Raw genomic sequence first — 19,528 nt, forward strand, 5'->3', positions numbered from 1 at the left:
CCATGGAGAAGTTAGAAATCCTGTGGCAAAGCACTGCCCTTGCGCATTTCGAAGCCGGTCAGGTGATCATGATGGTGGTTGGCCTATTGCTGCTTTATCTGGCCATCGTTAAAAAATTCGAACCATTATTATTATTGCCTATCGGATTTGGTGCCCTACTAACCAATATCCCGTTAGCCGGTTTTAGTGAAGCTGGTGGGTTACTGCATTACATCTATGCTATTGGAATCGATACAGGGGTGTTCCCTCTGCTTATTTTCATGGGCGTAGGAGCAATGACTGATTTTAGTGCGCTTATTGCAAACCCGCGTATGCTTTTACTTGGCGCTGCAGCACAGTTTGGTATTTTTGCCACCCTACTAGGGGCAATACTACTTAATTTTGTGCCGGGTCTTGAGTTTACCTTAAAAGATGCCGCTGCTATTGCCATCATTGGTGGTGCGGATGGACCGACAGCTATTTTCTTAGCGTCAAAACTAGCCCCTGAATTATTAGGAACTATAGCCGTTGCCGCTTATTCCTACATGGCCTTAGTGCCGATAATTCAACCGCCAATCATGAAAGCACTAACTAACCCAGAAGAACGACAAATTCAGATGGGGCAATTACGTATAGTCTCAAAACGAGAAAAAATCGTTTTCCCACTAGCGGTGCTACTAATGACTATTTTGTTCTTACCTACCGCAACGCCTTTAGTTGGTATGTTCTGTTTAGGCAACCTAATGAAAGAGTGTGGGGTAGTGGATAGACTAAGTAATACCGCGCAAAACGAGTTGATTAATGTCGTTACGATATTCTTAGGTTTGGCAGTGGGCTCTAAATTGTCTGCTGATAAATTTTTGAAAGCAGAAACCCTAGGTATATTAGCTTTAGGTGCCGTTGCATTTGCCATAGGAACCGCCACAGGCGTTCTAATGGCAAAATTAATGAATAAGTATAGCAAGGCAGATATTAATCCGTTAATCGGTGCAGCAGGGGTTTCAGCTGTTCCTATGGCGGCAAGAGTTGTTAACAAAGTGGGGCTACAAGCAAACCCCCATAACTTTTTGCTGATGCACGCCATGGGACCTAATGTAGCAGGCGTATTAGGGTCAGCTGTAGCTGCAGGTATATTGCTAGCTTTGGTTGGCTAAGTTAGCGACTGCTTAAAAACATCAACAAAACCCGCAGCTGTTCATCACTGCGGGTTTTTTTATGCGCAAAGTTAATTGGGGGTAATAAGAGACTGGTGAGATTTGACAAGTTTTTCGGTGTATGAACTTTTAGGCCAGTTAAATACCACATCGGTTTTACCCGCTTCCACCAAATTACCGTTTTGAAGAATTAATACGCGATCACTAATATGACGAATGATGCCTAAATTATGGGAAATAAAGATAAACCCCAAACCTAGGTCTTTTTGCAATTTCATAATTAGGTTTATGGTTTGTGAACGAACAGACGGATCTAAGGCTGCAAAAGGTTCATCGGCGACTATGACTTGCGGATCTAGGATCAGGGCTTTGGCTAAAGCTAGGCGCTGTCGTTGACCATCGGATAACATATGCCGATAAAAGAACATGTGGTCAGGCAATAAACCAACTAACTTCAAGGTTTGTTCAATTTTTTGTAGTCGTTCTGAGGCTTTTAGTTTGGTGTTAAGAATTAACGGTCCTTCCAATATTTTGGCGATGTTGATGCCTGGATTTAAGGACTCATTGCTGTGTTGAAAAATCATGCGAATATTTAAACAGCGTTGTCGTAAATTGTGCGGGGATAACTTCTGATTATTCAGGTAAATATTACCCGACGTGGGTTTTTCAGCTCCCACTAAAAGTTTGCCTAAAAGTGATTTTCCCGAACCATTCTCGCCGAGTATGGCTAAGGTTTCTCCTTCATTAAGCTCAAAGTTTATTTTACCTAAGGTGAATCCGGACTGTTTCTTAAACAGACTTCTTACGGGTTTTTGGGTGTACTCGAGGTTTTCAACCTTCAGTAAAGCTGTCATTCTTTTTCTCGTATCAAAGGGAAGTGGCAACTGTAAAAATGATCTTGAACGTATCGTAACTCAGGGACCTTTACACATTCTCGTTGGGCTCGAGGACAGCGTGGGCCTAAGCGACAACCTATGGGTAAATGTTGCAAAGTAGGGATGGTGCCATCAAGGGTCGAAAGAGGCGATTTAGGTGGTAAGTCTTTTCTAAAACTTGGCGCACTGTCTAACAGTGCTTTAGTGTATGGATGCAACGGACGCTTGCGCAACTGCGCCATTTTGCCATCTTCTACGGTTTGCCCACAATATAAAACGGTCATTTTGTTTGCCATGCTGGAGATGGCGAGTAAATCGTGACTTACGAATAAAATACTTAAATTACGGGTCTTATTTAGTTGCGCAAGTAATTTTAATATTTGTATTTTCGTGGTGATTTCCATGCCTCGGGTTGGGTCATCAGCGATTAATAACTGGGGAGATGACACTAATGCACATGCGATTAAAAATTTCTGACCTATATCATCGGCAATTTGGTTAGGGTAAGCCTGTAAATACTTTTTGTGATCCTTAATGCCAACCTTATGCAGCAGTTTTATTGCGATTTGCAGCTTGTGTTGGCTTCTCTGCCAAAACCACTTGCCCTTTAAAATATGTCCTGGAATACTTTCTATTAATTGCTCACCAAGGGTGGATGAGGGATCGAGTGACGCCACGGGGTTTTGAAATATTACCGCTATTTCACTACGCATTATTTTACGTCTTTCAGATTGGCTAATTTTAAGTAAGTCTCGTCCTTTCCACGTGAGCCTATCTGCGGTTAGTCGCCAGTTTTCGGGTATTGCGCCAACCACGGCTCTAACGATCAAACTTTTACCTGAACCAGATTCACCCACGAGGGCACGGATTTCTCCTTCTTCGATACGTAAGTTCACTTTATCGAGGGCTTTAATCCAGCCCGTTGAACCGTTGATTTCCAAGGTTAGGTTTTTGATGTCTAATAAAGCCATTATCGTTGCAGCCTATTTCGAAGGGCAGAGCGAAGTCCATCACCTACTACATTAACTGATAACACCATCAAGAATATCGCGCTGCCGGGCAAGGCAATACTCCAAGGAGATTTGTAAGCTACACGTAAGCCTTCAGAAAGCATTGTTCCCAACTCTGGTGCTGGCGCTTGTGCCCCCAAACCTAAAAATCCTAGAGCACTAATATCTAAAATCGCAATGGATAAAGCCATGGTTCCCTGTACAACCAACATTTCGTACATATTAGGTAAAATACAGTAGAAGAATAGATAGGTATTTTTAGCACCATCTAATTTAGAGGCCAAAATATATTCTTTGGCCATTTCTGTTCTAACTACTTCTCGGGTGTTATGCACAAACTGTGGGATCAGAGCCAAACTGATGGCCCACATACTGTTCACCAAACCCACTCCTAAAATACCGACTATGACAATAGCAATAAGCAGCGTTGGTATAGCAAGAATGGAATCTAATAAGTGGTTCAATACACTAGAACGTACGCCGTGAGTTAGACCTGCAAGCGCTCCTAATGCCACGCCAACCAGCATGGCTAATAAGACCAACAATAAACTGATACCCAGGGTCATTCTGCAGCCGTAAATCAGCCGCGAGAGCAGGTCTCTGCCTAAACTGTCGGTACCAAACAAGTGGCGAATAGAGCCATTTACATCCCAAGACGGTTTGACTAAAAATGCATTGGGGTTTTGCAAAACAGGATCGAAAGGCGCGATAAGGGGGCCAAAAACCACTAGAAAAACAAAAAATGCCAGAATCCATAAGCCGAGGACAGCAATATGGCTCTTACGAAACTCCCACCATGTGTGAATTAATGGTGATGGATGAAACTCTTCTTGGTAGATATCAAATTTGGGCACGACGTTCTCCCGTCAGTGCTGGATTAAGCAGTTTTGCAAATAAGTCGGTACAGACAGTCAAAATAATTACTATAGTTGAAACTGCAAGCATCCCGGCTCTTATCGCTGGATAATCTCGCTGATAAATGGCCTGAATTAACCAATTGCCAATGCCTGGCCACGAGAAAATTACTTCAACGATCATGGCGTTGGTAAGTAGCACTGCAAATTGCATCCCAAATAATGGAATAATAGGAATCAGCGCATTTCTAACCCCATGACGAAAAACCACTTGTAAACCGCTCAACCCACGGGTGTAAGCGGTCAGAATATATTGACTTGCCATCACATCGATAACTGAACGACGGGTAATGCGAAAAATAATAGATGCAGTAACTATGGTTAAAGATAAGGTCGGCAAAATTAAATGCTGCAGGGCACTTCGAGCGGCATCGTTTTTAAACTCAAAATCACTCAAAAAAATATCGATAAACATAAAGCCTGTTTGATGGGGAATATCAAACAGTAAACTAATTCTCCCCGACAATGGAAACCAGCCCAGTTGCAACGAAAACACCAGAATCATAATCAGCGACAACCAAAAAACAGGTGTGGAATAGCCGATAACACTTGCCGCTAACAAACTGTAATCAGAAGTTTTGTAGTGTTGAAAGCCGGCTAAAAACCCCAAAGGGACGCCAATTAACAATGAAAATAGTAACGCGTAAGCACTTAATTCCATGCTTGCTGGCAGGGTCTGGGAGATTTCTTCCCATAATGGATTATCAGAACTAAAGCTCAGCCCCCATTGCCCCTCTACAAGGTTATTTAGATACACCCAATATTGATAAATATAAGAATGATCGAAACCATGGAGTTCTGTTAGATATTGATGGGTTTCGTCAGAGGTGTATTTGATACCTGTTAAATTGACTAGTGGGTCGCCAGGAAATAAATACACTAACGAAAAAGACAAAACGCTTAATACAAATAAGGTAAGAATTAGCAAATTGAATTTTCGAATAATTTGGATCAGCATCATTGTTTATCAACATCCCCAAAACGAATTGCACCAAATGGATTAATGACTAAGCCATTAAGCTCCCGTCGATGTGCTCGATAACGATAAGCATGGGCCAATGGCAGCAAAGGCATTTGTTCGGCTAACAATTTATTGGCCAATTTATAATATTCAATTCTTTGTTCAATTTCAGAGTATTGTAACGCTTGATTGATAAGGGAGTCATATTCATCTGAACACCACATAGCTCGGTTGGTGCCTGACTCTATTGCTGAACACGATAATAAAGGTCGATAAAAGTTATCCGGATCGCCATTATCAGCTGACCAACCAATGAGTACCGAGTCATGTTGCCCTTCTTTGAGCTTCTCACGAAAAGTCGTCCACTCATAACTTACAATATTAACTTGAATACCCACTTGAATAAGATAGTTTTGCATTAGCTCAGCCATTTTTCGAGCATTAGGGTTGTAAGCTCTTTCAACGGGCATGGCCCAAATATTCATGGTGAAGCCTTCATCTATGCCACTTTCTCTTAGTAGTTTGCGGGATAGCACTGGATTGTAATTGGTTTCACTAATATCAGACTGATAAGCCCATGATGACTCAGGCAGCAAACTTTTTGCACTTACCGCGCTGCCATAATACACAGCTTCAAGTAAGGTGTTTTTATCAATGGCCATGGCCAATGCCCGTCTTACTTTAGGGTTATTGAATGGATATTTTGAGGTGTTAAACGCCCAAAATCCAACATTCAGACCTGGCCTACCATCTAAGGTTAAATCTTCTCTTTCACGAATAGTGTCAAGCTCACTGTGGGCTGGAAAAGCGATAGCATCACATTCTCCGGTCATTAGCTTGGCTAATCGCAGTGAGCTAGTGGTGGTTATGTCGAAGATTAGTTTTTCCGGCGCGTTTTCATGCTGCCAATAATCTTGGTGCTTTTTGTAGCGAATATAGTGGTCCTTTTTGTACTCTACAAATTTAAAAGGACCTGTGCCGATAGGATAATTATCGATCCGTTCTTTTTGTTTACTCTGGGTAAGTTTTTGTGCGTACTCAGCAGAAAGAATCACTGCGAAGTCTGTGGCTAAATTAGCCAAAAAAGAACTGTCTGGGCGGGATAGGGTAATTTCCACGCGGTAACCATTTATCCGTTTTACTTTTGAGATTAAGTCAATTAGGCCAATGCTCGTAAAATACGGATAATTACCGCCAGAGACATAATGATATGGATGAGTAGGGACTCGCCAGCGTTCGATACTGAAAATAACGTCGTCAGCATTGAAGGTTCTAGAAGGGGAAAAGTATTCTGTATCGTGGAATTTAACACCTCGCCTAAGTTGAAAGGTGTAAGTCAGGCCATCTTGGCTAATCAGCCAACTACTGGCCAATGCGGGGACGATTTTTCCAGATTGCGGATCGAAGTTGAGCAAACGATCGTAAATTTGATGGGAAGATGCATCCGAGGTGGTGCTAGAGGTGTCCAGTTGTGGGTTGAAGCTAGTCGGGTTTCCCTCAGAGCAATAAATCACACCCGTAACAGGAGATGTTTCAGTGGTTTTATCAAAGCAACCGCTTAAACTCAGCGCGATTACTGCTGAAAAAGCAGCAAATGTGGAGCGCAAAAATCGATTGGCGTTTTTAAAATGCATTACCTTAATCTTCTATATCTTCCGGGGAAGTATCCAACAAATTATACTTTTTCAGATAGCCGCGTAATTGATGATACGTCAAAGAGAGTTTCTCTGCGGTCTTTTTTTGATTAAATTGACTATCTGCTAGAGCTTGTTTAATTAAATCTACTTCAAAGTCTTGGGATAGGTTTTTTAAATCAACGGGGAACTGCAACGTTTTAGTGTCCTTTGCTGCTACCTTAGGTTCATCATTAGTGCTTGAGTTGTCTACTGCAACAGGTTGAGAGGTTGCTGGCGTAGGTGCAACAGCGGTAATTCTGTCTTGGGTTTTTATTCTGCCTGTTGGGCGATATATGGACTCAAAGGGATCGATAATGATTTGATGAACGGGCACATGGGGGTTGTTACTGCGATATACGGCTCGCTCCACTACATTCTTCAATTCACGAATGTTGCCAGGCCATTCATATTCAAGCAATGTGCGTTTAGCTTTTTCTGTAAAACCGCTAAACAATTCCATTTCTAATTCTCTAGCCATGTTTATGGCAAAATGTTCAGCCAGCATCATAATATCATCAAGCCGCTCTCGTAGAGGAGGGAGCGTAATAACATCGAATGCGAGTCGATCTAATAAGTCCGGTCTAAACTCCCCTGAAGCAGCCAGAGAGGGCAAGTCTTCGTTGGTGGCAGCGACAATTCGAACATCCACTTTTACCGAGCGGGAACCGCCCACACGTTCAAATTCACCATACTCGATGACTCGAAGCAGCTTTTCTTGGATCAGACCAGAGGTATTGGCTAGTTCATCTAAGAACAAGGTGCCGTTGTTAGCCACCTCGAAACGACCTTCACGGCGTTTTTGTGCGCCTGTAAACGCGCCAGCTTCATAACCAAAAAGCTCGGTTTCTAATAAACTTTCACTCAAGGCTGCACAATTGAGCTTTAAATAATTTTGTTCCCAACGCTTAGATAGGTAATGCAGCCGAGCTGCCACAAGTTCTTTACCTGTCCCCCTTTCTCCAATGATTAAAACCGGCTTGTTTAAGGGAGCAATTTGAGAGATTTGTTCAAGTACTTCAAGGAAGCTATTGGATTGTCCCAGCAGATTGTCTTGTTGACGAAATCGGCTCATTGACAGGTGTCCTCTATTTGAAAGTTGTGGAGATTAAACGACTTTATCGAAGATGCTAATCATGTTCAAAGAGATAAAACCTCAAGGTTTTTACTCGTTCATGTGTACATCAAAATAAAAAGTGGTCTAATCCGCTAATATGTGGTTGATAATCATAATACGCTAAAATCACAAAGTTAAGGAATAAAATTATTTTTATTTAAAAATCATAAGGTTAATATAAATTGATTAGTTGGCCTGTATATTGAATAAGTTAATGCAGCAAATGCCAAAAGCATTTATTTGATAACTTGAAGTAGAGGAAAAGATTATGGGTATCTTCTCGCGTTTTACAGACATCGTGAACTCAAATATTAATTCATTACTTGATAAGGCTGAAGATCCAGAAAAAATGGTTCGTCTCATTATTCAAGAAATGGAAGATACATTAGTTGAAGTGCGTTCTGCCTCAGCTAAAACCTTAGCGAACAAAAAAGATATAAGTTCGCAAATCACCAAATTAAATGGTGAAGCAGAAGACTGGCAGGCTAAAGCGGAATTGGCTCTAAGCAAAGACCGTGAAGACCTTGCAAGGGCAGCCCTACAAGAGAAGAAAAAATGTGTAGAGCACAGTGAATCTCTTGCTAAGGAATTGTCACTTATTGATGAGCAAATCAGTAAGCTACAAGGCGAAATTAGTCAACTACAAGACAAATTGGCGGATGCCAAAGCTCGTCAGAAAACGATTATTATGCGTCAGAAGACAGTGAGCTCTCGTCTTGAAGTGAAACGTACTTTAGATAGTAGTAAAGTTGATGCTGCGATGGGACGTTTTGAACAATACGAACGTAAAATTGATGATTTAGAATCGCAGGTTGATGCCTATGATCTAGGTAAGAAAACCTTAGCTGATGAGTTTGCTGATTTGGAATCTGACGATGTGATTGATGATGAACTGGCGGCACTTAAGAAAAAAGTACAGACTAAAAATACAAAAGCTAAAAAATAAAAGTAGTAGCCAGGAAGGAGTAAGACTGTGGAAGATATATTGATTGTGACTGTAGGTGTGCCTACTATTATTTTCATGATAATTGTCGCACCTATTTGGTTGATTTTGCATTACCGAAGCAAAAAGCAGGTCAGCCAAGGGTTATCTGAAGATGAATATAAGTCATTACAGGAGTTATCCAATAAGGCTGAAATAATGGCGGATCGTATTCAAACTTTAGAAGCTATTTTGGATGCAGAATCACCAGATTGGAGAAATAAATCATGACAGCACGCAAGCAATTACAGCGAGATTCGGAAAATGGAAAAATAGCCGGTGTCTGTGCAGGGATTGCTGAATACTTCGGAATAGAGACTTGGTTAGTTCGCATTGCTGCTGTAGCCGCTATGTTGTTGTTAGCCGGGCCTTTTATCCCAGTATTTTATATCGCAGCTTGGTTTATTCTAGACAAAAAATCACCTGAATCTAAGCATGCGGCCCAAAGCCAACATCACTTCCACGGTAAATCTGGCGTTAAAGGCTGGCACAATGATATTGATGATGCTGATAAAAAAGTATCTGTTAAAGCAAAGGTATGGCAGGCTGGAGAGCCACCAAAACAAGCTTTTTATGATATCAAACAACAATATTTGCGCACTGAAGCTCGTTTGAGAAAAATTGAAACCTATGTGACTTCATCTGAGTTTCAATTGAATAGGGAAATAAATAAGCTGTAAGCACTTATTCTGCTCACAACTTGCATTACGATTCATAACTGCACCGAGAATTTGACTATTCAGGTGTAGTTGTTTCTCACTTAAACAAAGGTAAGATTCTTTATTATACTTCCCTCCCTAACCTGTTTTGTGATTTCAGGAGTCATTTGATTGCTATCTAAATTATCCCAAAATGCTTCCATGCAACGTTTTCAAAGCCAAGCCAAGGTATTAGGCCATCGGTTGATGGACCATCATGTCAGTTTGGCGGTAACTGGTCTGAGTAAAAGTGGTAAAACAGCGTTTATTACCTCTTTGGTCAATCAATTGTTAAATGCTCGAGGTTCATCCGAGTTACCGTTTTTTTCCGTCGTCTCAGAAGATCGACTTATTGGTGTTAAACGTGATGTCCAACCCGATGTCACCGTAGCTCGTTTTGCTTATGAGCAAGGCCTCGAAAGTCTTAATAGCGAGCCACCACGCTGGCCGGAATCCACCAATGGCGTATCTCAGGTAAGACTACTTATTAAATATCGCAATCAGTCTCGACTGCGCAGGTTAGTTTCAGAACACAGCACTTTAACCCTTGATATTACCGATTATCCTGGGGAGTGGCTGCTCGATTTACCTTTATTAGAATTGGATTATTTACAGTGGTGTCAGAATTTCTGGGATGACTTACATGATCCAATCAAAAGTTCTTTGGCTGAAAACTTTAAAGCAGAGTTAGCGACTTTGGATTTAACTGATACGGCTGATGAAATGCAAATTCAGCGTATTTCAGAGGTGTTTACCCAGTTTCTGCATAATTGCAAAGAACAAGGATATCAACTTATTCAACCAGGACGTTTCGTGCTTCCTGGGGAGTTGCTCGGAGCACCGGTTTTGCAGTTTTTCCCGTTAACGCCTACTCAGCTTAAATGGGTAACAGAAAATCAGCAAAAAGGTGAACAAAGTGCATTATTCGGCTTACTAAATAGTCGATTTGAACAATACCAAAAGAAAGTCATTAAACCATTTTATAAAAAGCACTTTAAACGCTTCGATCGACAAATAATTTTAGTCGATTGTTTATCCGCATTAAATATGGGAGCCCACAGCTTTAACGATTTGCGTAAAGCGATAAATTGGTTGTTGGGCAGTTTTCATTATGGCACCAGCAATATATTGAAGCGGATTTTCTCACCTAATATTGACAAGCTTATGTTTGCAGCAAGTAAGTCTGACCACATCACTCCCGAGCAACAGTCGAATTTGGTGATGCTGTTAGAGTCAATGATCCATGAGGCCAGGCAACATATTCAATACGAAGGCGTAGAAACCGAGTCTACTGCTTTTAGTGCTATTCGCACCTCGCAGGTTGGTAGTAGTGCCTTAAATGGAGAACCTATTCAGGTGCTCAAGGGCACAACAATTGACGGTAAAACTATTACCTTGTTTCCTGGAGAAGTACCTAAAGAGTGTCCTGATCAGTCATTTTGGCAACATCAAGGATTTGCTTTTCCGAATTTTCGGCCGATGCCCAAAAGCGATAATAAAATAGCCTTTCCACACATACGCTTAGATCATGTATTGCAGTTTGTGTTGGGTGACAAGTTGGAGTGAAATTATGAGTCAATCTGAGCAAACGGGCAAAGACAGTATTCAATCGAGTCTGATTCTGACTGAAGAGCAAGACAATGTGACTAGTGCGCCTAACGAAGGGGGCGTGAATAAGATAAAACCAGCGACATTGTTAGCTGACGAAGTGGAGTGGGAAGAAAGCAACTCCGCGGTTGCGCAGCATGATGATCTCGACATTGGGCAAGACGCTAAAACAGCGAAAAGCTCTAAGTTATTCTGGCTATTGTTGATGATATTAGGTCTAGGATGCGTTGAGCTGGCGTTGTTTATTCGTGAAGTGATTGTATCTGAAGACTACTTATCTGCTATTTGGCTTGTGTTGTTTACACTTATTGTACTAATGGCAGGCAAAGAGTTGTTTTCTCAGTGGCGAGGATTGGCTCATCTGAAACGTCACGAGCAATTTAAACAACAAGCGCAGCAATTGATTGCCGCACCCACTATTGGTCAGTCAGAAGGCTTTTGTGAAAAGCTCATCGCGAATCTGCCTGCTGAAGAATATGAGCAGGAAATTAGTCAGTGGAAAAATGCATTGCAAGCACACCATGTAGACAGTGAAGTCTTACAATTATTTGAGCAAAAAGTATTACAAAAAGTTGATGAAAAAGCCTTAGCCTGCGTAACCAAACACGCCTCCGCTTCGGCAGCCATGATTGCAGTTAGTCCCTTTGCTTTGTTAGATATGATAGTGGTTTTATGGCGTAACTTAGTGATGCTCAAACAAGTGAGCCAATGTTATGGAATACAGTTGGGATACTGGGGAAGAATCAGTTTGATTAAGCGGGTCTTCAAATCGATGTTAATAGCTGGAGCGGCTGAGATTATAAGTGACGCAGGAAATTATGCTCTTGGAGCTGGGGTGACCGGCAAATTATCATCAAGAGTCGCGCAAGGGTTAGGGGCCGGAGTGTTAACCACACGAATAGGAATAAAAGCAATGCACGCTTGCCGTCCATTGCCTTGGATAGCGAGCAAACCTCCTGGATTATCTAAATTAAGCCAACAACTGTTAGCGGACTTAAAAAAAGTCACTTCATAACTTACTGAAAAAATTAGAAAAACACTCAAAAATGTAAAAATAATGTTACATTTTTGAGTGAGCTGTATATGCCTCTGTTTCTGTTCCTTTGTGTTGATTTAAGTAGACTTAAAGGAATTGGAGTACAGCAATTTAAATCGGTTTCTACTAGTGGTTAGCCACAAAGTGAACCGAAAAATGGCTTCTGTTAATTTTGAGGCCGAGGAATACAGATGGCAAAATCAACAAAATATTACTCTCGTAGTATGGATCAAAATGGTTTAGTAGATTGGTCGGAAAATGAAAATTCCGTATGGCAATCCCTATTTAAAAGACAAGTCGCCATTATTGAAAATAGAGCCTGTGATGAGTTTATGGAGGGCCTTAATTTACTTGATCTACCTTCCGATCGAATCCCCCAATTAGGTGAAGTTAATGAAGTGTTGGCAGCAACAACTGGCTGGCAAGTGGAGCAAGTACCATCATTGATTAATTTCGACGCCTTTTTTACATTACTGGCGAATAAAAAATTTCCGGTAGCCACTTTTATCCGCAGTCGTGAAGATTTTGATTATCTTCAGGAACCGGATATTTTCCATGAGATTTTCGGTCATTGTCCATTACTGACCAATCCATCTTTTGCGCATTTTACTCATACCTACGGAAAATTAGGGTTAGCCGCCAGTAAACAAGATCGTGCATATTTGGCTCGATTGTATTGGTTCACCGTTGAATTCGGTTTACTGCACACCTCTGAAGGAATGCGTATCTATGGAGGAGGGATCTTATCGTCACCAAGTGAAACTATATATGCTCTAGAGAGTGATAAGCCGATTAGACAAGAAATGTCACCTTTAGAGGCGTTGCGAACTCCCTACAGAATAGACATTATGCAGCCTATCTACTTTACCCTTAATCACTTTGAACAATTGTTTGAATTAACTCAACTCGATGTTATGGCCTTAGTGAACACCGCTAAAAAACTAGGTTTGAAAGCGCCACTGTTTGAAGCCAAGGACAAGTTAGTTAGTTAATTTGTATTAGGTTTAAAGGCAAACCTTAAAATTACAGGCTAGACTAAACCGTGCTTTTTGTTTGCAATGGTTCCTACAAAAAGCACGTATTTCTCCCTTTGTCTTAAATTTAGGTTAACTACCTCACTGAATTTGAAGACAACCCTCTAAATTTGTAATAATATCTTTACACCTTATTAAATGGATCGTGACTGTATGCGATTGGAAATTATTTGTCAGGACAGATTGGGCATAGCGCAAGATGTATTAGACATATTAGTCAATTACGAAATTGATTTACGTGGTATTGAAATAGATATCGCTGGGAAAATTTTCTTAAATTTCCCCAATATTAAATTTGAAGATTTTCAGCAGTTTATGCCAGAAATTCGGCGTATTAAAGGCATAGAAGATGTTAAAACAACACCTTTTATGCCAATTGAGAGAGAACAAAATCAGCTACGAGCGCTGCTACAAACTTTACCTGATCCCATTTTCTCTTTAGATACCAGAGGTCGGATTTTACTGGTTAATGAAGCGGTAACTGCGAGCGTTGAACAAAGCTCCGAAAGTTTGTTAGGAGAAGAAATTGGCGAATTTGTTCGCGGTTTCACTTTTCAAAAATGGTTTGAAGGTAACCCCTTAACCGCACAGACTCAAAAAGTTAGCTTTTTAGAACAAGACTTTTTAGCAGATATATTGCCAGTCATGATCCCCGATGCTGGTGGTTCTTCGATTCTAGCTGGAGCACTACTGATGCTTAAATCCGAGTTTAGATTGGAACAGCAGCTTACTGTTTTCCACCAAATCAGTAACGATAGTTTTGCCTCGGTGCAAGCTAGCAGTAATGTGATGAAAAAGGTGGTTAAAGAAGCCACCCGCATGGCCGAATTAGATGGCCCTATTCTGATATTTGGTGAAACAGGGACTGGCAAAGAGATGTTGGCCAGAGCTTGTCATGAGGCAAGTCGCCGAGCCAGTGGCCAATTCCTCCCCCTCAACTGTGCTTCATTACCGGATAATGTCGCTGAAACCGAGTTATTTGGTTACGCTCCCGGGGAATTTGGGCAAGCAGAAGGCAAAGCGGGGATTCTGGAACAAGCCAAAGGTGGCACTCTTTTCTTAGATGAAGTGGGAGATATGTCAGATCAGTTGCAATCTAAACTGTTACGGGTGTTACAAAACGGCACATTCCGCAGAGTAGGTGACAGCAATGAAGTGACCGTGGATGTGAGAATTGTCTGCACCACCCAAAAAGATTTAGCTAAACTTGTAGAAGAGGGGCAATTTAGAGAAGATCTTTATTATCGCCTCAATGTACTGAGTTTAACTGTCCCTGCGTTGCGTGAACGCAAATCCGATATTATTCCGTTGGCCGATAGATTCATCAAACAACATTGTATGAAGCTCGGTCGTCGCGCGCCAAAATTAAGTAAATCTTGTGTTGATTATTTACAGTCTTACTCTTGGCCGGGCAATGTTAGACAACTTGAAAATGCACTATATCGAGCATTGTCTTTGCTCGAAGGCAATGAGATGTGTAAAGAGCATATTCAACTGCCCAGTAGTTCAACAAACTTGAATTTCATTCCTGAAGAGTTCGAAGGTTCTTTGGAAGAAGAAGTGAAGCGCTATGAAAAAAGTTTGTTGAGGCGCCTCTATCCTTATTACCCCAGTACCCGTCAACTCGCCAAAAAGTTAGGTTTGAGTCATACCGCGATTGCCAACAAGTTACGGGAATACGGGATCAATAAGAAGACTGTAAAACTTTAGATACAGTTATTTTTGCAGTGTTCATTTTTGTTGACATAAAAAGCCGCTTTTTAGCGGCTTTTTAGTGCCTAGCCATAAATGTAAAAATTACGTTACAAAAATTAATTATTTTAGTAAACAACTATCCTGCCGCAGACTCTTTAGTTCTGGCAAATAATACGCTTAAGTATAGCCATCTACTTGTTTAACTTTTGCGAGAAATATCAATGACTACTGACATTCACTTCAACCCTTTGCAATGTGACGGCTTCGAATTTGTGGAATATACCGCAGCAGATGAAAAAGGGATTCAAGATCTTAAAGATCTCTTTGTTTCACTAGGTTTTGCAGAAGTTGCTCAACACCGTTCTAAACGGGTTTGGTTGTTTAAACAAGGTGATATTAATTTTATTGTGAACGCCGAACCTGCATCACAAGCTGAAGAGTTTGCCCGTTTACGGGGGCCAAGTGTCTGTGGCATGGCGTTTCGGGTGAAGGACGCAGGCAAAGCATTACAACATGCAGTCAAAAATGGTGCTAAGCAATTTATTGGTAATTTAGGGGCCATGGAACTCAATATTCCTGCCGTATACGGTATTGGCGAAAGTACCTTGTATTTTGTTGACCGTTATGGCGACGAATCAATTTATAGCATTGATTTCAAATTCTATCCCGACTGGCAAGAGCGTATGCAAAAAGCCAATGCGGGTTTAGCGGTACTCGATCACCTAACCCACAATGTGAAACGCGGAAATATGGCGGTTTGGGCTAATTTTTATGAACGAATTGGTAACTTCCGCGAGATTCGATATTTCGATATTGAAGGCAAGTTAACGGGGTTAGTGAGTAAAGCTATGACCTCTCCTTGCGGTAAAATCCGTATTCCCATCAATGAGTCATCGGATGATAAATCGCAAATCGAAGAATTCATCCGTGAATACAATGGTGAAGGTATTCAACATATTGCTTTATCTACGGAAGATATTTACGACACTGTGCGGACCTTAAAAGCACGTGGACTTAAGTTCATGGATACGCCTGATACTTATTATGAGAATGTGGATAAACGTGTTGAAGGACACGGAGAAGATTTAGCCACTTTGCAAGAGCTAAAAGTGCTGATTGATGGCGCACCTATGAAAGACGGGATTTTACTACAAATATTTACTGATACCGTGATTGGACCGGTCTTTTTCGAAATTATTCAACGTAAAGGCAATGAAGGTTTTGGAGAAGGTAATTTTAAAGCCTTGTTTGAGTCCATTGAGCAAGATCAAATTCGACGTGGCGTAATCGAAAATAACGGTGAAAAGTCCGATGCGTAGATGGATTCATTTTCCTCGCCAAGCGGGAACCTGTTCCCGTCAAGCCCATGCGGACTTTCCTGAGCAAGCCATTTTCGAACGGGAAATTGGCCGCAATGGATTTTTTGGACCTGCTACGCACCTCCATCATACCCATGCACCAACGGGTTGGATTGATTGGCAGGGGCCATTGCGTCCCAGGGCTTTTGATTTAAATTTATTGCCAGAAAAAAATGTCGCTATAAACGGCAACTCCCCATGGAGTGCACCTGACATTTTATTCAATGTTCATTGTCGCTATCGCATCTGGCATTGCCATGGAGCAATGAAAAAGCTCGCCCGCAATGCCGATGGTGATGAATTGTTATTTATTCATCAAGGTAGCGGGCAGCTGTTTTGTGACTATGGGCACTTGTCCATCAAAGAAGGGGATTATGTGGTGATCCCCCGTTCGACTTTATGGCGAATTGAGCCTGATTCACACATGCAAATCTTGATGATTGAAGCCACCAATGATAGCTATCAATTGCCAGAAAAAGGGCTAGTGGGTTCCCATGCTATTTTTGATGCGGGTATGTTAGATGTCCCTGAAATCGATGAAATGTTCAAACAGCAGTACAGCGAACAAAGATGGCAAGTAGAAATTAAGCGGCATAACCAAATTTCCGAAGTGACTTACCCATTTAACCCCCTTGATGCCATTGGTTGGCATGGTGATTTGAGTGTGGTTCGAATTAATTGGCGAGATATCCGCCCATTGATGAGTCACCGATATCATTTGCCACCGTCCGCTCACACTACCTTTGTTGCCAGTCGATTTGTGATTTGTACCTTTGTACCCAGGCCCATAGAAAGTGATCCTGGAGCATTAAAAGTCCCTTTTTATCACAATAATGACGATTATGACGAGGTCTTGTTTTATCACCAGGGGGACTTTTTCTCTAGAGACAATATTGAAAAAGGTATGGTCACCTTCCATCCAGCTGGGTTTACCCACGGACCTCACCCAAAAGCATTTGCGGCAGGTAGTGCCCATAAAAAGACCTTCACCGATGAAGTGGCGGTAATGTTGGATACACGGGATGCTTTGCAGGTAGCTGAGGTGTCCTCATTGGTTGAAAATGTTGACTATGTAAATAGTTGGCAAGTTAAATAATTATCTCAAAAGGATTGCCATGAAATTAGCAAGTTATAAAAATGCGAGCCGAGATGGTCAGCTGGTAGTCGTAAACAAAACCCTTACTCAGTGTGTTTTAGTCACTGATATTGCCAACACTATGCAGCAGGCTCTGGATAATTGGGCGCAAATAAGTCCAAAATTAGTATCAATATATGAACAATTAAATGCAGGGACACTGCAAGATGCTTTGCCCTTCGACAGTAAAAAGTGTGAGTCGCCTTTGCCAAGAGCCTATCAATGGGCCGATGGCAGCGCCTATGTTAATCATGTGGAACTGGTTCGAAAAGCCAGAGGTGCAGAGATTCCTGAGAGTTTCTGGCACGATCCCCTCATGTATCAAGGTGGCTCCGATGACTTTATTGGCCCAACAGAGGATGTTGTTCTACCCAGCGATCAATGGGGCGTGGACTTTGAAGCTGAAGTAGCTGTGGTGACAGACGATGTTCCCATGGGCATAGCGCCCGAAAGCGCTGGCCAACATATTAAATTAATCATGTTAGTTAATGATGTATCTCTAAGAGGGCTGATTCCAGGAGAGTTAGCCAAAGGTTTTGGTTTTTTCCAGTCTAAACCTGCATCTGCATTTTCCCCTGTTGCCGTCACCCCTGATGAGTTGGGTGACAAATGGGTTGATAATAAAGTGCACCTGCCATTGATCTCAGAATATAACCACACGCTATTTGGGTGTCCTCAAGCGGGGGTGGATATGACATTTGATTTTTCCCAATTAGTTGCACACGCGGCGAAAAGTCGTAATTTGAGTGCCGGCACTATTATTGGGTCTGGCACGGTATCTAACAAACAAGGTACCGAATACGGAACTAGTATAGCTGAGGGCGGAGTAGGCTACTCCTGTATTGCGGAAGTAAGAATGATAGAAACAATTCGAGACGGCAAACCCAGTACTGAGTTTATGAAGTTTGGTGACCACATTAAAATAGAGATGAAGGACGAGCAGGGAAGTTCTATATTTGGCAGTATCGAACAGAAAGTTGTAAAGGCTAATCTGGGTTAACACCATGTTTTTTTGAAACATGGAATATACTTAGTTCGAGGAGATAATAAATGAGTTTATATTTACACGGGTACTGGCGTTCTTCTGCTTCCTATAGAGCTCGAATAGCACTTAATTTAAAACAATTAGATTATACCTATGTTCCGGTTAATTTAACTAAAGACGGTGGCGCACAGTTTAGTGAGCAATATAGTGCATTAAACCCAGCGCACTTAGTGCCTACTTTTGTCGATGATGATGAAGATATTTTTCTAAATCAGTCGATGGCGATTATTGAATATATTGATGAGCGTTATGAAGAGCCGGTGAAATTAGTACCTATTCATCGCTTAGATCGTGCAAGAGTGCGCAGTTTTTCACAGGATATTGCATGTGATATTCAGCCGATCACGAACCTACGTGTATTGCGCCATCTAAAAACAAACTTTCAATCCACCGAAGAAGATAACGCTGCATGGTGCAAACATTGGATTGAAACGGGTTTTAAAGGGATCGAAAAGCGACTGGTAAATACCGTTGCTGACTACTGCTTCGGTTTCGACCTCAGCATGGCCGATGTCTGTTTAGTACCTCAGGTTTATAACGCTGAACGATATGGGGTCGATATGGAGCAGTTCCCCTTAATTCAGCGGGTCGCAGACAATTGTAATCAATTGCAGGCATTTATCGATGCCAAACCCGAAAATCAGGTAGATGCGGTTTGAGCTGAGACTATATGTTTTTAATGGGTAGCTCTGTGGTGTTCTTTACCTGCTTAAGGGCAAACGTAGAGCTAAGGTGATCGACTAAAGGTAAGTTGGTGAGTTTACTTTTTAGTAAGTGCTCATATTCTTCAATACTCTCAACGATGACTTTTAAGAGATAATCTTTGTCGCCGCTGGTGGTGTGACATTCAACTATTTCATCAATACTTTGCACTGATGCTTCAAATTCGTTTAGTGATTCGCCATCATGATTTTTCAAGGTAACATAAATAAATACTGAAACACCTAGGTTAAGCTTTTTATTATCTAATATGGTTACTTTTTGCTTAATAATACCATCGGCTTCCATGCGTTTTACTCGGCGCCAGCATGGCGTGTGAGACAAACCTACTTTTTGGCTTAACTCGGCCATAGATACAGTGGCGTCTTTTTGTAAAACTCGTAGAATTTCACGGTCAAATTTATCAAACTTCATAAGATGATCTTGTCAAAAATGGATTATTTAATTTAATAGTGGAGCATGCGCAAAATCTTTATCTTTTTCAAGGAAAGATACTAGGATAATTATCCTAAATGTTGGAATCCAATCGTTACA

General features: G+C 41.4%; 19 protein-coding genes. 12 read left to right on the forward strand and 7 right to left on the reverse strand.

All coding sequences use genetic code 11. The annotated features are described in order from the left end of the window. Positions 1 to 2 precede the first annotated feature (2 nt). Positions 3 to 1,133, forward strand: coding sequence for a sodium ion-translocating decarboxylase subunit beta (locus ABJV04_RS13725; protein ID WP_348492105.1), 1,131 nt, complete (start codon positions 3 to 5; stop codon positions 1,131 to 1,133). 71 nt (positions 1,134 to 1,204) lie between these two features. Here ABJV04_RS13725 and ABJV04_RS13730 read toward each other — a convergent pair whose 3' ends face one another. From ABJV04_RS13730 to pspF, 6 genes are read right to left on the reverse strand one after another with little or no spacing between them, the layout of a single operon-like run. Then, positions 1,205 to 1,987, reverse strand: coding sequence for an ATP-binding cassette domain-containing protein (locus ABJV04_RS13730; RefSeq protein WP_348492106.1), 783 nt, complete (start codon positions 1,985 to 1,987; stop codon positions 1,205 to 1,207). Beyond that, on the reverse strand, positions 1,984 to 2,979 hold the full coding sequence (locus tag ABJV04_RS13735) for an oligopeptide/dipeptide ABC transporter ATP-binding protein (RefSeq protein WP_348492108.1): 996 nt from the start codon (positions 2,977 to 2,979) through the stop codon (positions 1,984 to 1,986). Before ABJV04_RS13735 ends, ABJV04_RS13730 begins: the two co-directional genes overlap by 4 nt. Continuing rightward, positions 2,979 to 3,872, reverse strand: coding sequence for an ABC transporter permease subunit (locus ABJV04_RS13740; RefSeq protein WP_348492110.1), 894 nt, complete (start codon positions 3,870 to 3,872; stop codon positions 2,979 to 2,981). Before ABJV04_RS13740 ends, ABJV04_RS13735 begins: the two co-directional genes overlap by 1 nt. Beyond that, on the reverse strand, positions 3,859 to 4,890 hold the full coding sequence (locus tag ABJV04_RS13745; RefSeq protein WP_348492161.1) for an ABC transporter permease: 1,032 nt from the start codon (positions 4,888 to 4,890) through the stop codon (positions 3,859 to 3,861). The genes ABJV04_RS13740 and ABJV04_RS13745 overlap by 14 nt, the downstream gene beginning before the upstream one ends. Beyond that, positions 4,890 to 6,527 carry an ABC transporter substrate-binding protein SapA gene (sapA, locus tag ABJV04_RS13750; RefSeq protein ID WP_348492112.1) on the reverse strand — a complete coding sequence of 546 codons (1,638 nt, stop codon included), beginning with the start codon at positions 6,525 to 6,527 and terminating at the stop codon, positions 4,890 to 4,892. The genes ABJV04_RS13745 and sapA overlap by 1 nt, the downstream gene beginning before the upstream one ends. 4 nt (positions 6,528 to 6,531) lie before the next feature. Beyond that, positions 6,532 to 7,641, reverse strand: coding sequence for a phage shock protein operon transcriptional activator (gene pspF, locus ABJV04_RS13755; protein WP_348492114.1), 1,110 nt, complete (start codon positions 7,639 to 7,641; stop codon positions 6,532 to 6,534). 310 nt (positions 7,642 to 7,951) lie between these two features. Between pspF and pspA the strand changes: the two genes are divergently transcribed. The 11 genes from pspA (at position 7,952) to maiA (ending at position 18,933) form a co-directional block, all read left to right on the forward strand. Further along, on the forward strand, positions 7,952 to 8,629 hold the full coding sequence (gene pspA / locus ABJV04_RS13760; RefSeq protein ID WP_348492116.1) for a phage shock protein PspA: 678 nt from the start codon (positions 7,952 to 7,954) through the stop codon (positions 8,627 to 8,629). A 27-nt stretch (positions 8,630 to 8,656) separates the two neighbouring features. After that, entirely contained in the window at positions 8,657 to 8,896 is a 240-nt protein-coding gene (pspB, locus tag ABJV04_RS13765; protein ID WP_348492118.1) for an envelope stress response membrane protein PspB, read from the forward strand. Further along, positions 8,893 to 9,345: an envelope stress response membrane protein PspC gene (gene pspC, locus ABJV04_RS13770; protein WP_348492120.1), complete on the forward strand. Its 453-nt coding sequence runs from the start codon at positions 8,893 to 8,895 to the stop codon at positions 9,343 to 9,345. Before pspB ends, pspC begins: the two co-directional genes overlap by 4 nt. Positions 9,346 to 9,495: 150 nt before the next feature. Beyond that, positions 9,496 to 10,929 (forward strand): YcjX family protein, encoded by a 1,434-nt coding sequence (locus ABJV04_RS13775; RefSeq protein ID WP_348492121.1) that lies wholly within the window; start codon positions 9,496 to 9,498, stop codon positions 10,927 to 10,929. A 4-nt stretch (positions 10,930 to 10,933) separates the two neighbouring features. Continuing rightward, the gene (locus ABJV04_RS13780) at positions 10,934 to 11,986 is read left to right on the forward strand and encodes a TIGR01620 family protein (protein ID WP_348492122.1); all 1,053 of its coding nucleotides are present in this window, start codon (positions 10,934 to 10,936) and stop codon (positions 11,984 to 11,986) included. Between the two features lie 212 nt (positions 11,987 to 12,198). Then, the gene (gene phhA, locus ABJV04_RS13785; protein ID WP_348492123.1) at positions 12,199 to 12,999 is read left to right on the forward strand and encodes a phenylalanine 4-monooxygenase; all 801 of its coding nucleotides are present in this window, start codon (positions 12,199 to 12,201) and stop codon (positions 12,997 to 12,999) included. Positions 13,000 to 13,194: 195 nt separating this feature from the next. Beyond that, positions 13,195 to 14,751: a transcriptional regulator TyrR gene (gene tyrR / locus ABJV04_RS13790; protein ID WP_348492125.1), complete on the forward strand. Its 1,557-nt coding sequence runs from the start codon at positions 13,195 to 13,197 to the stop codon at positions 14,749 to 14,751. Positions 14,752 to 14,957: 206 nt separating this feature from the next. Then, positions 14,958 to 16,055 (forward strand): 4-hydroxyphenylpyruvate dioxygenase, encoded by a 1,098-nt coding sequence (gene hppD / locus ABJV04_RS13795; protein WP_348492127.1) that lies wholly within the window; start codon positions 14,958 to 14,960, stop codon positions 16,053 to 16,055. Continuing rightward, entirely contained in the window at positions 16,048 to 17,190 is a 1,143-nt protein-coding gene (locus ABJV04_RS13800; protein ID WP_348492129.1) for a homogentisate 1,2-dioxygenase, read from the forward strand. The genes hppD and ABJV04_RS13800 overlap by 8 nt, the downstream gene beginning before the upstream one ends. Before the next feature lie 19 nt (positions 17,191 to 17,209). After that, complete coding sequence (locus tag ABJV04_RS13805) at positions 17,210 to 18,229, forward strand: fumarylacetoacetate hydrolase family protein (protein ID WP_348492131.1); 1,020 nt, start codon at positions 17,210 to 17,212, stop codon at positions 18,227 to 18,229. A gap of 50 nt (positions 18,230 to 18,279) precedes the next feature. Beyond that, positions 18,280 to 18,933: a maleylacetoacetate isomerase gene (gene maiA, locus ABJV04_RS13810; RefSeq protein ID WP_348492133.1), complete on the forward strand. Its 654-nt coding sequence runs from the start codon at positions 18,280 to 18,282 to the stop codon at positions 18,931 to 18,933. Positions 18,934 to 18,940: 7 nt separating this feature from the next. On the opposite strand, the gene ABJV04_RS13815 is transcribed toward maiA, so the two are convergent. Then, complete coding sequence (locus ABJV04_RS13815; protein ID WP_216050112.1) at positions 18,941 to 19,408, reverse strand: Lrp/AsnC family transcriptional regulator; 468 nt, start codon at positions 19,406 to 19,408, stop codon at positions 18,941 to 18,943. Positions 19,409 to 19,528: the final 120 nt, after the last annotated feature.

The sequence above is a fragment of the Aliiglaciecola sp. genome, assembly GCF_039982535.1.
Lineage (GTDB): Bacteria > Pseudomonadota > Gammaproteobacteria > Enterobacterales > Alteromonadaceae > Aliiglaciecola.

What these genes read in the sequence shown, in the direction of transcription:
- pspF (WP_348492114.1), bottom strand. Translation starts at nt 7,641, where the DNA reads ATGAGCCGATTTCGTCAACAAGACAATCTGCTGGGACAATCCAATAGC.
- ABJV04_RS13805 (WP_348492131.1), top strand. Translation starts at nt 17,210, where the DNA reads ATGAAATTAGCAAGTTATAAAAATGCGAGCCGAGATGGTCAGCTGGTA.
- ABJV04_RS13780 (WP_348492122.1), top strand. Translation starts at nt 10,934, where the DNA reads ATGAGTCAATCTGAGCAAACGGGCAAAGACAGTATTCAATCGAGTCTG.
- ABJV04_RS13725 (WP_348492105.1), top strand. Translation starts at nt 3, where the DNA reads ATGGAGAAGTTAGAAATCCTGTGGCAAAGCACTGCCCTTGCGCATTTC.
- ABJV04_RS13745 (WP_348492161.1), bottom strand. Translation starts at nt 4,890, where the DNA reads ATGCTGATCCAAATTATTCGAAAATTCAATTTGCTAATTCTTACCTTA.
- maiA (WP_348492133.1), top strand. Translation starts at nt 18,280, where the DNA reads ATGAGTTTATATTTACACGGGTACTGGCGTTCTTCTGCTTCCTATAGA.
- ABJV04_RS13735 (WP_348492108.1), bottom strand. Translation starts at nt 2,979, where the DNA reads ATGGCTTTATTAGACATCAAAAACCTAACCTTGGAAATCAACGGTTCA.
- ABJV04_RS13800 (WP_348492129.1), top strand. Translation starts at nt 16,048, where the DNA reads ATGCGTAGATGGATTCATTTTCCTCGCCAAGCGGGAACCTGTTCCCGT.
- tyrR (WP_348492125.1), top strand. Translation starts at nt 13,195, where the DNA reads ATGCGATTGGAAATTATTTGTCAGGACAGATTGGGCATAGCGCAAGAT.
- phhA (WP_348492123.1), top strand. Translation starts at nt 12,199, where the DNA reads ATGGCAAAATCAACAAAATATTACTCTCGTAGTATGGATCAAAATGGT.
- pspA (WP_348492116.1), top strand. Translation starts at nt 7,952, where the DNA reads ATGGGTATCTTCTCGCGTTTTACAGACATCGTGAACTCAAATATTAAT.
- hppD (WP_348492127.1), top strand. Translation starts at nt 14,958, where the DNA reads ATGACTACTGACATTCACTTCAACCCTTTGCAATGTGACGGCTTCGAA.
- ABJV04_RS13730 (WP_348492106.1), bottom strand. Translation starts at nt 1,987, where the DNA reads ATGACAGCTTTACTGAAGGTTGAAAACCTCGAGTACACCCAAAAACCC.
- ABJV04_RS13815 (WP_216050112.1), bottom strand. Translation starts at nt 19,408, where the DNA reads ATGAAGTTTGATAAATTTGACCGTGAAATTCTACGAGTTTTACAAAAA.
- pspC (WP_348492120.1), top strand. Translation starts at nt 8,893, where the DNA reads ATGACAGCACGCAAGCAATTACAGCGAGATTCGGAAAATGGAAAAATA.
- sapA (WP_348492112.1), bottom strand. Translation starts at nt 6,527, where the DNA reads ATGCATTTTAAAAACGCCAATCGATTTTTGCGCTCCACATTTGCTGCT.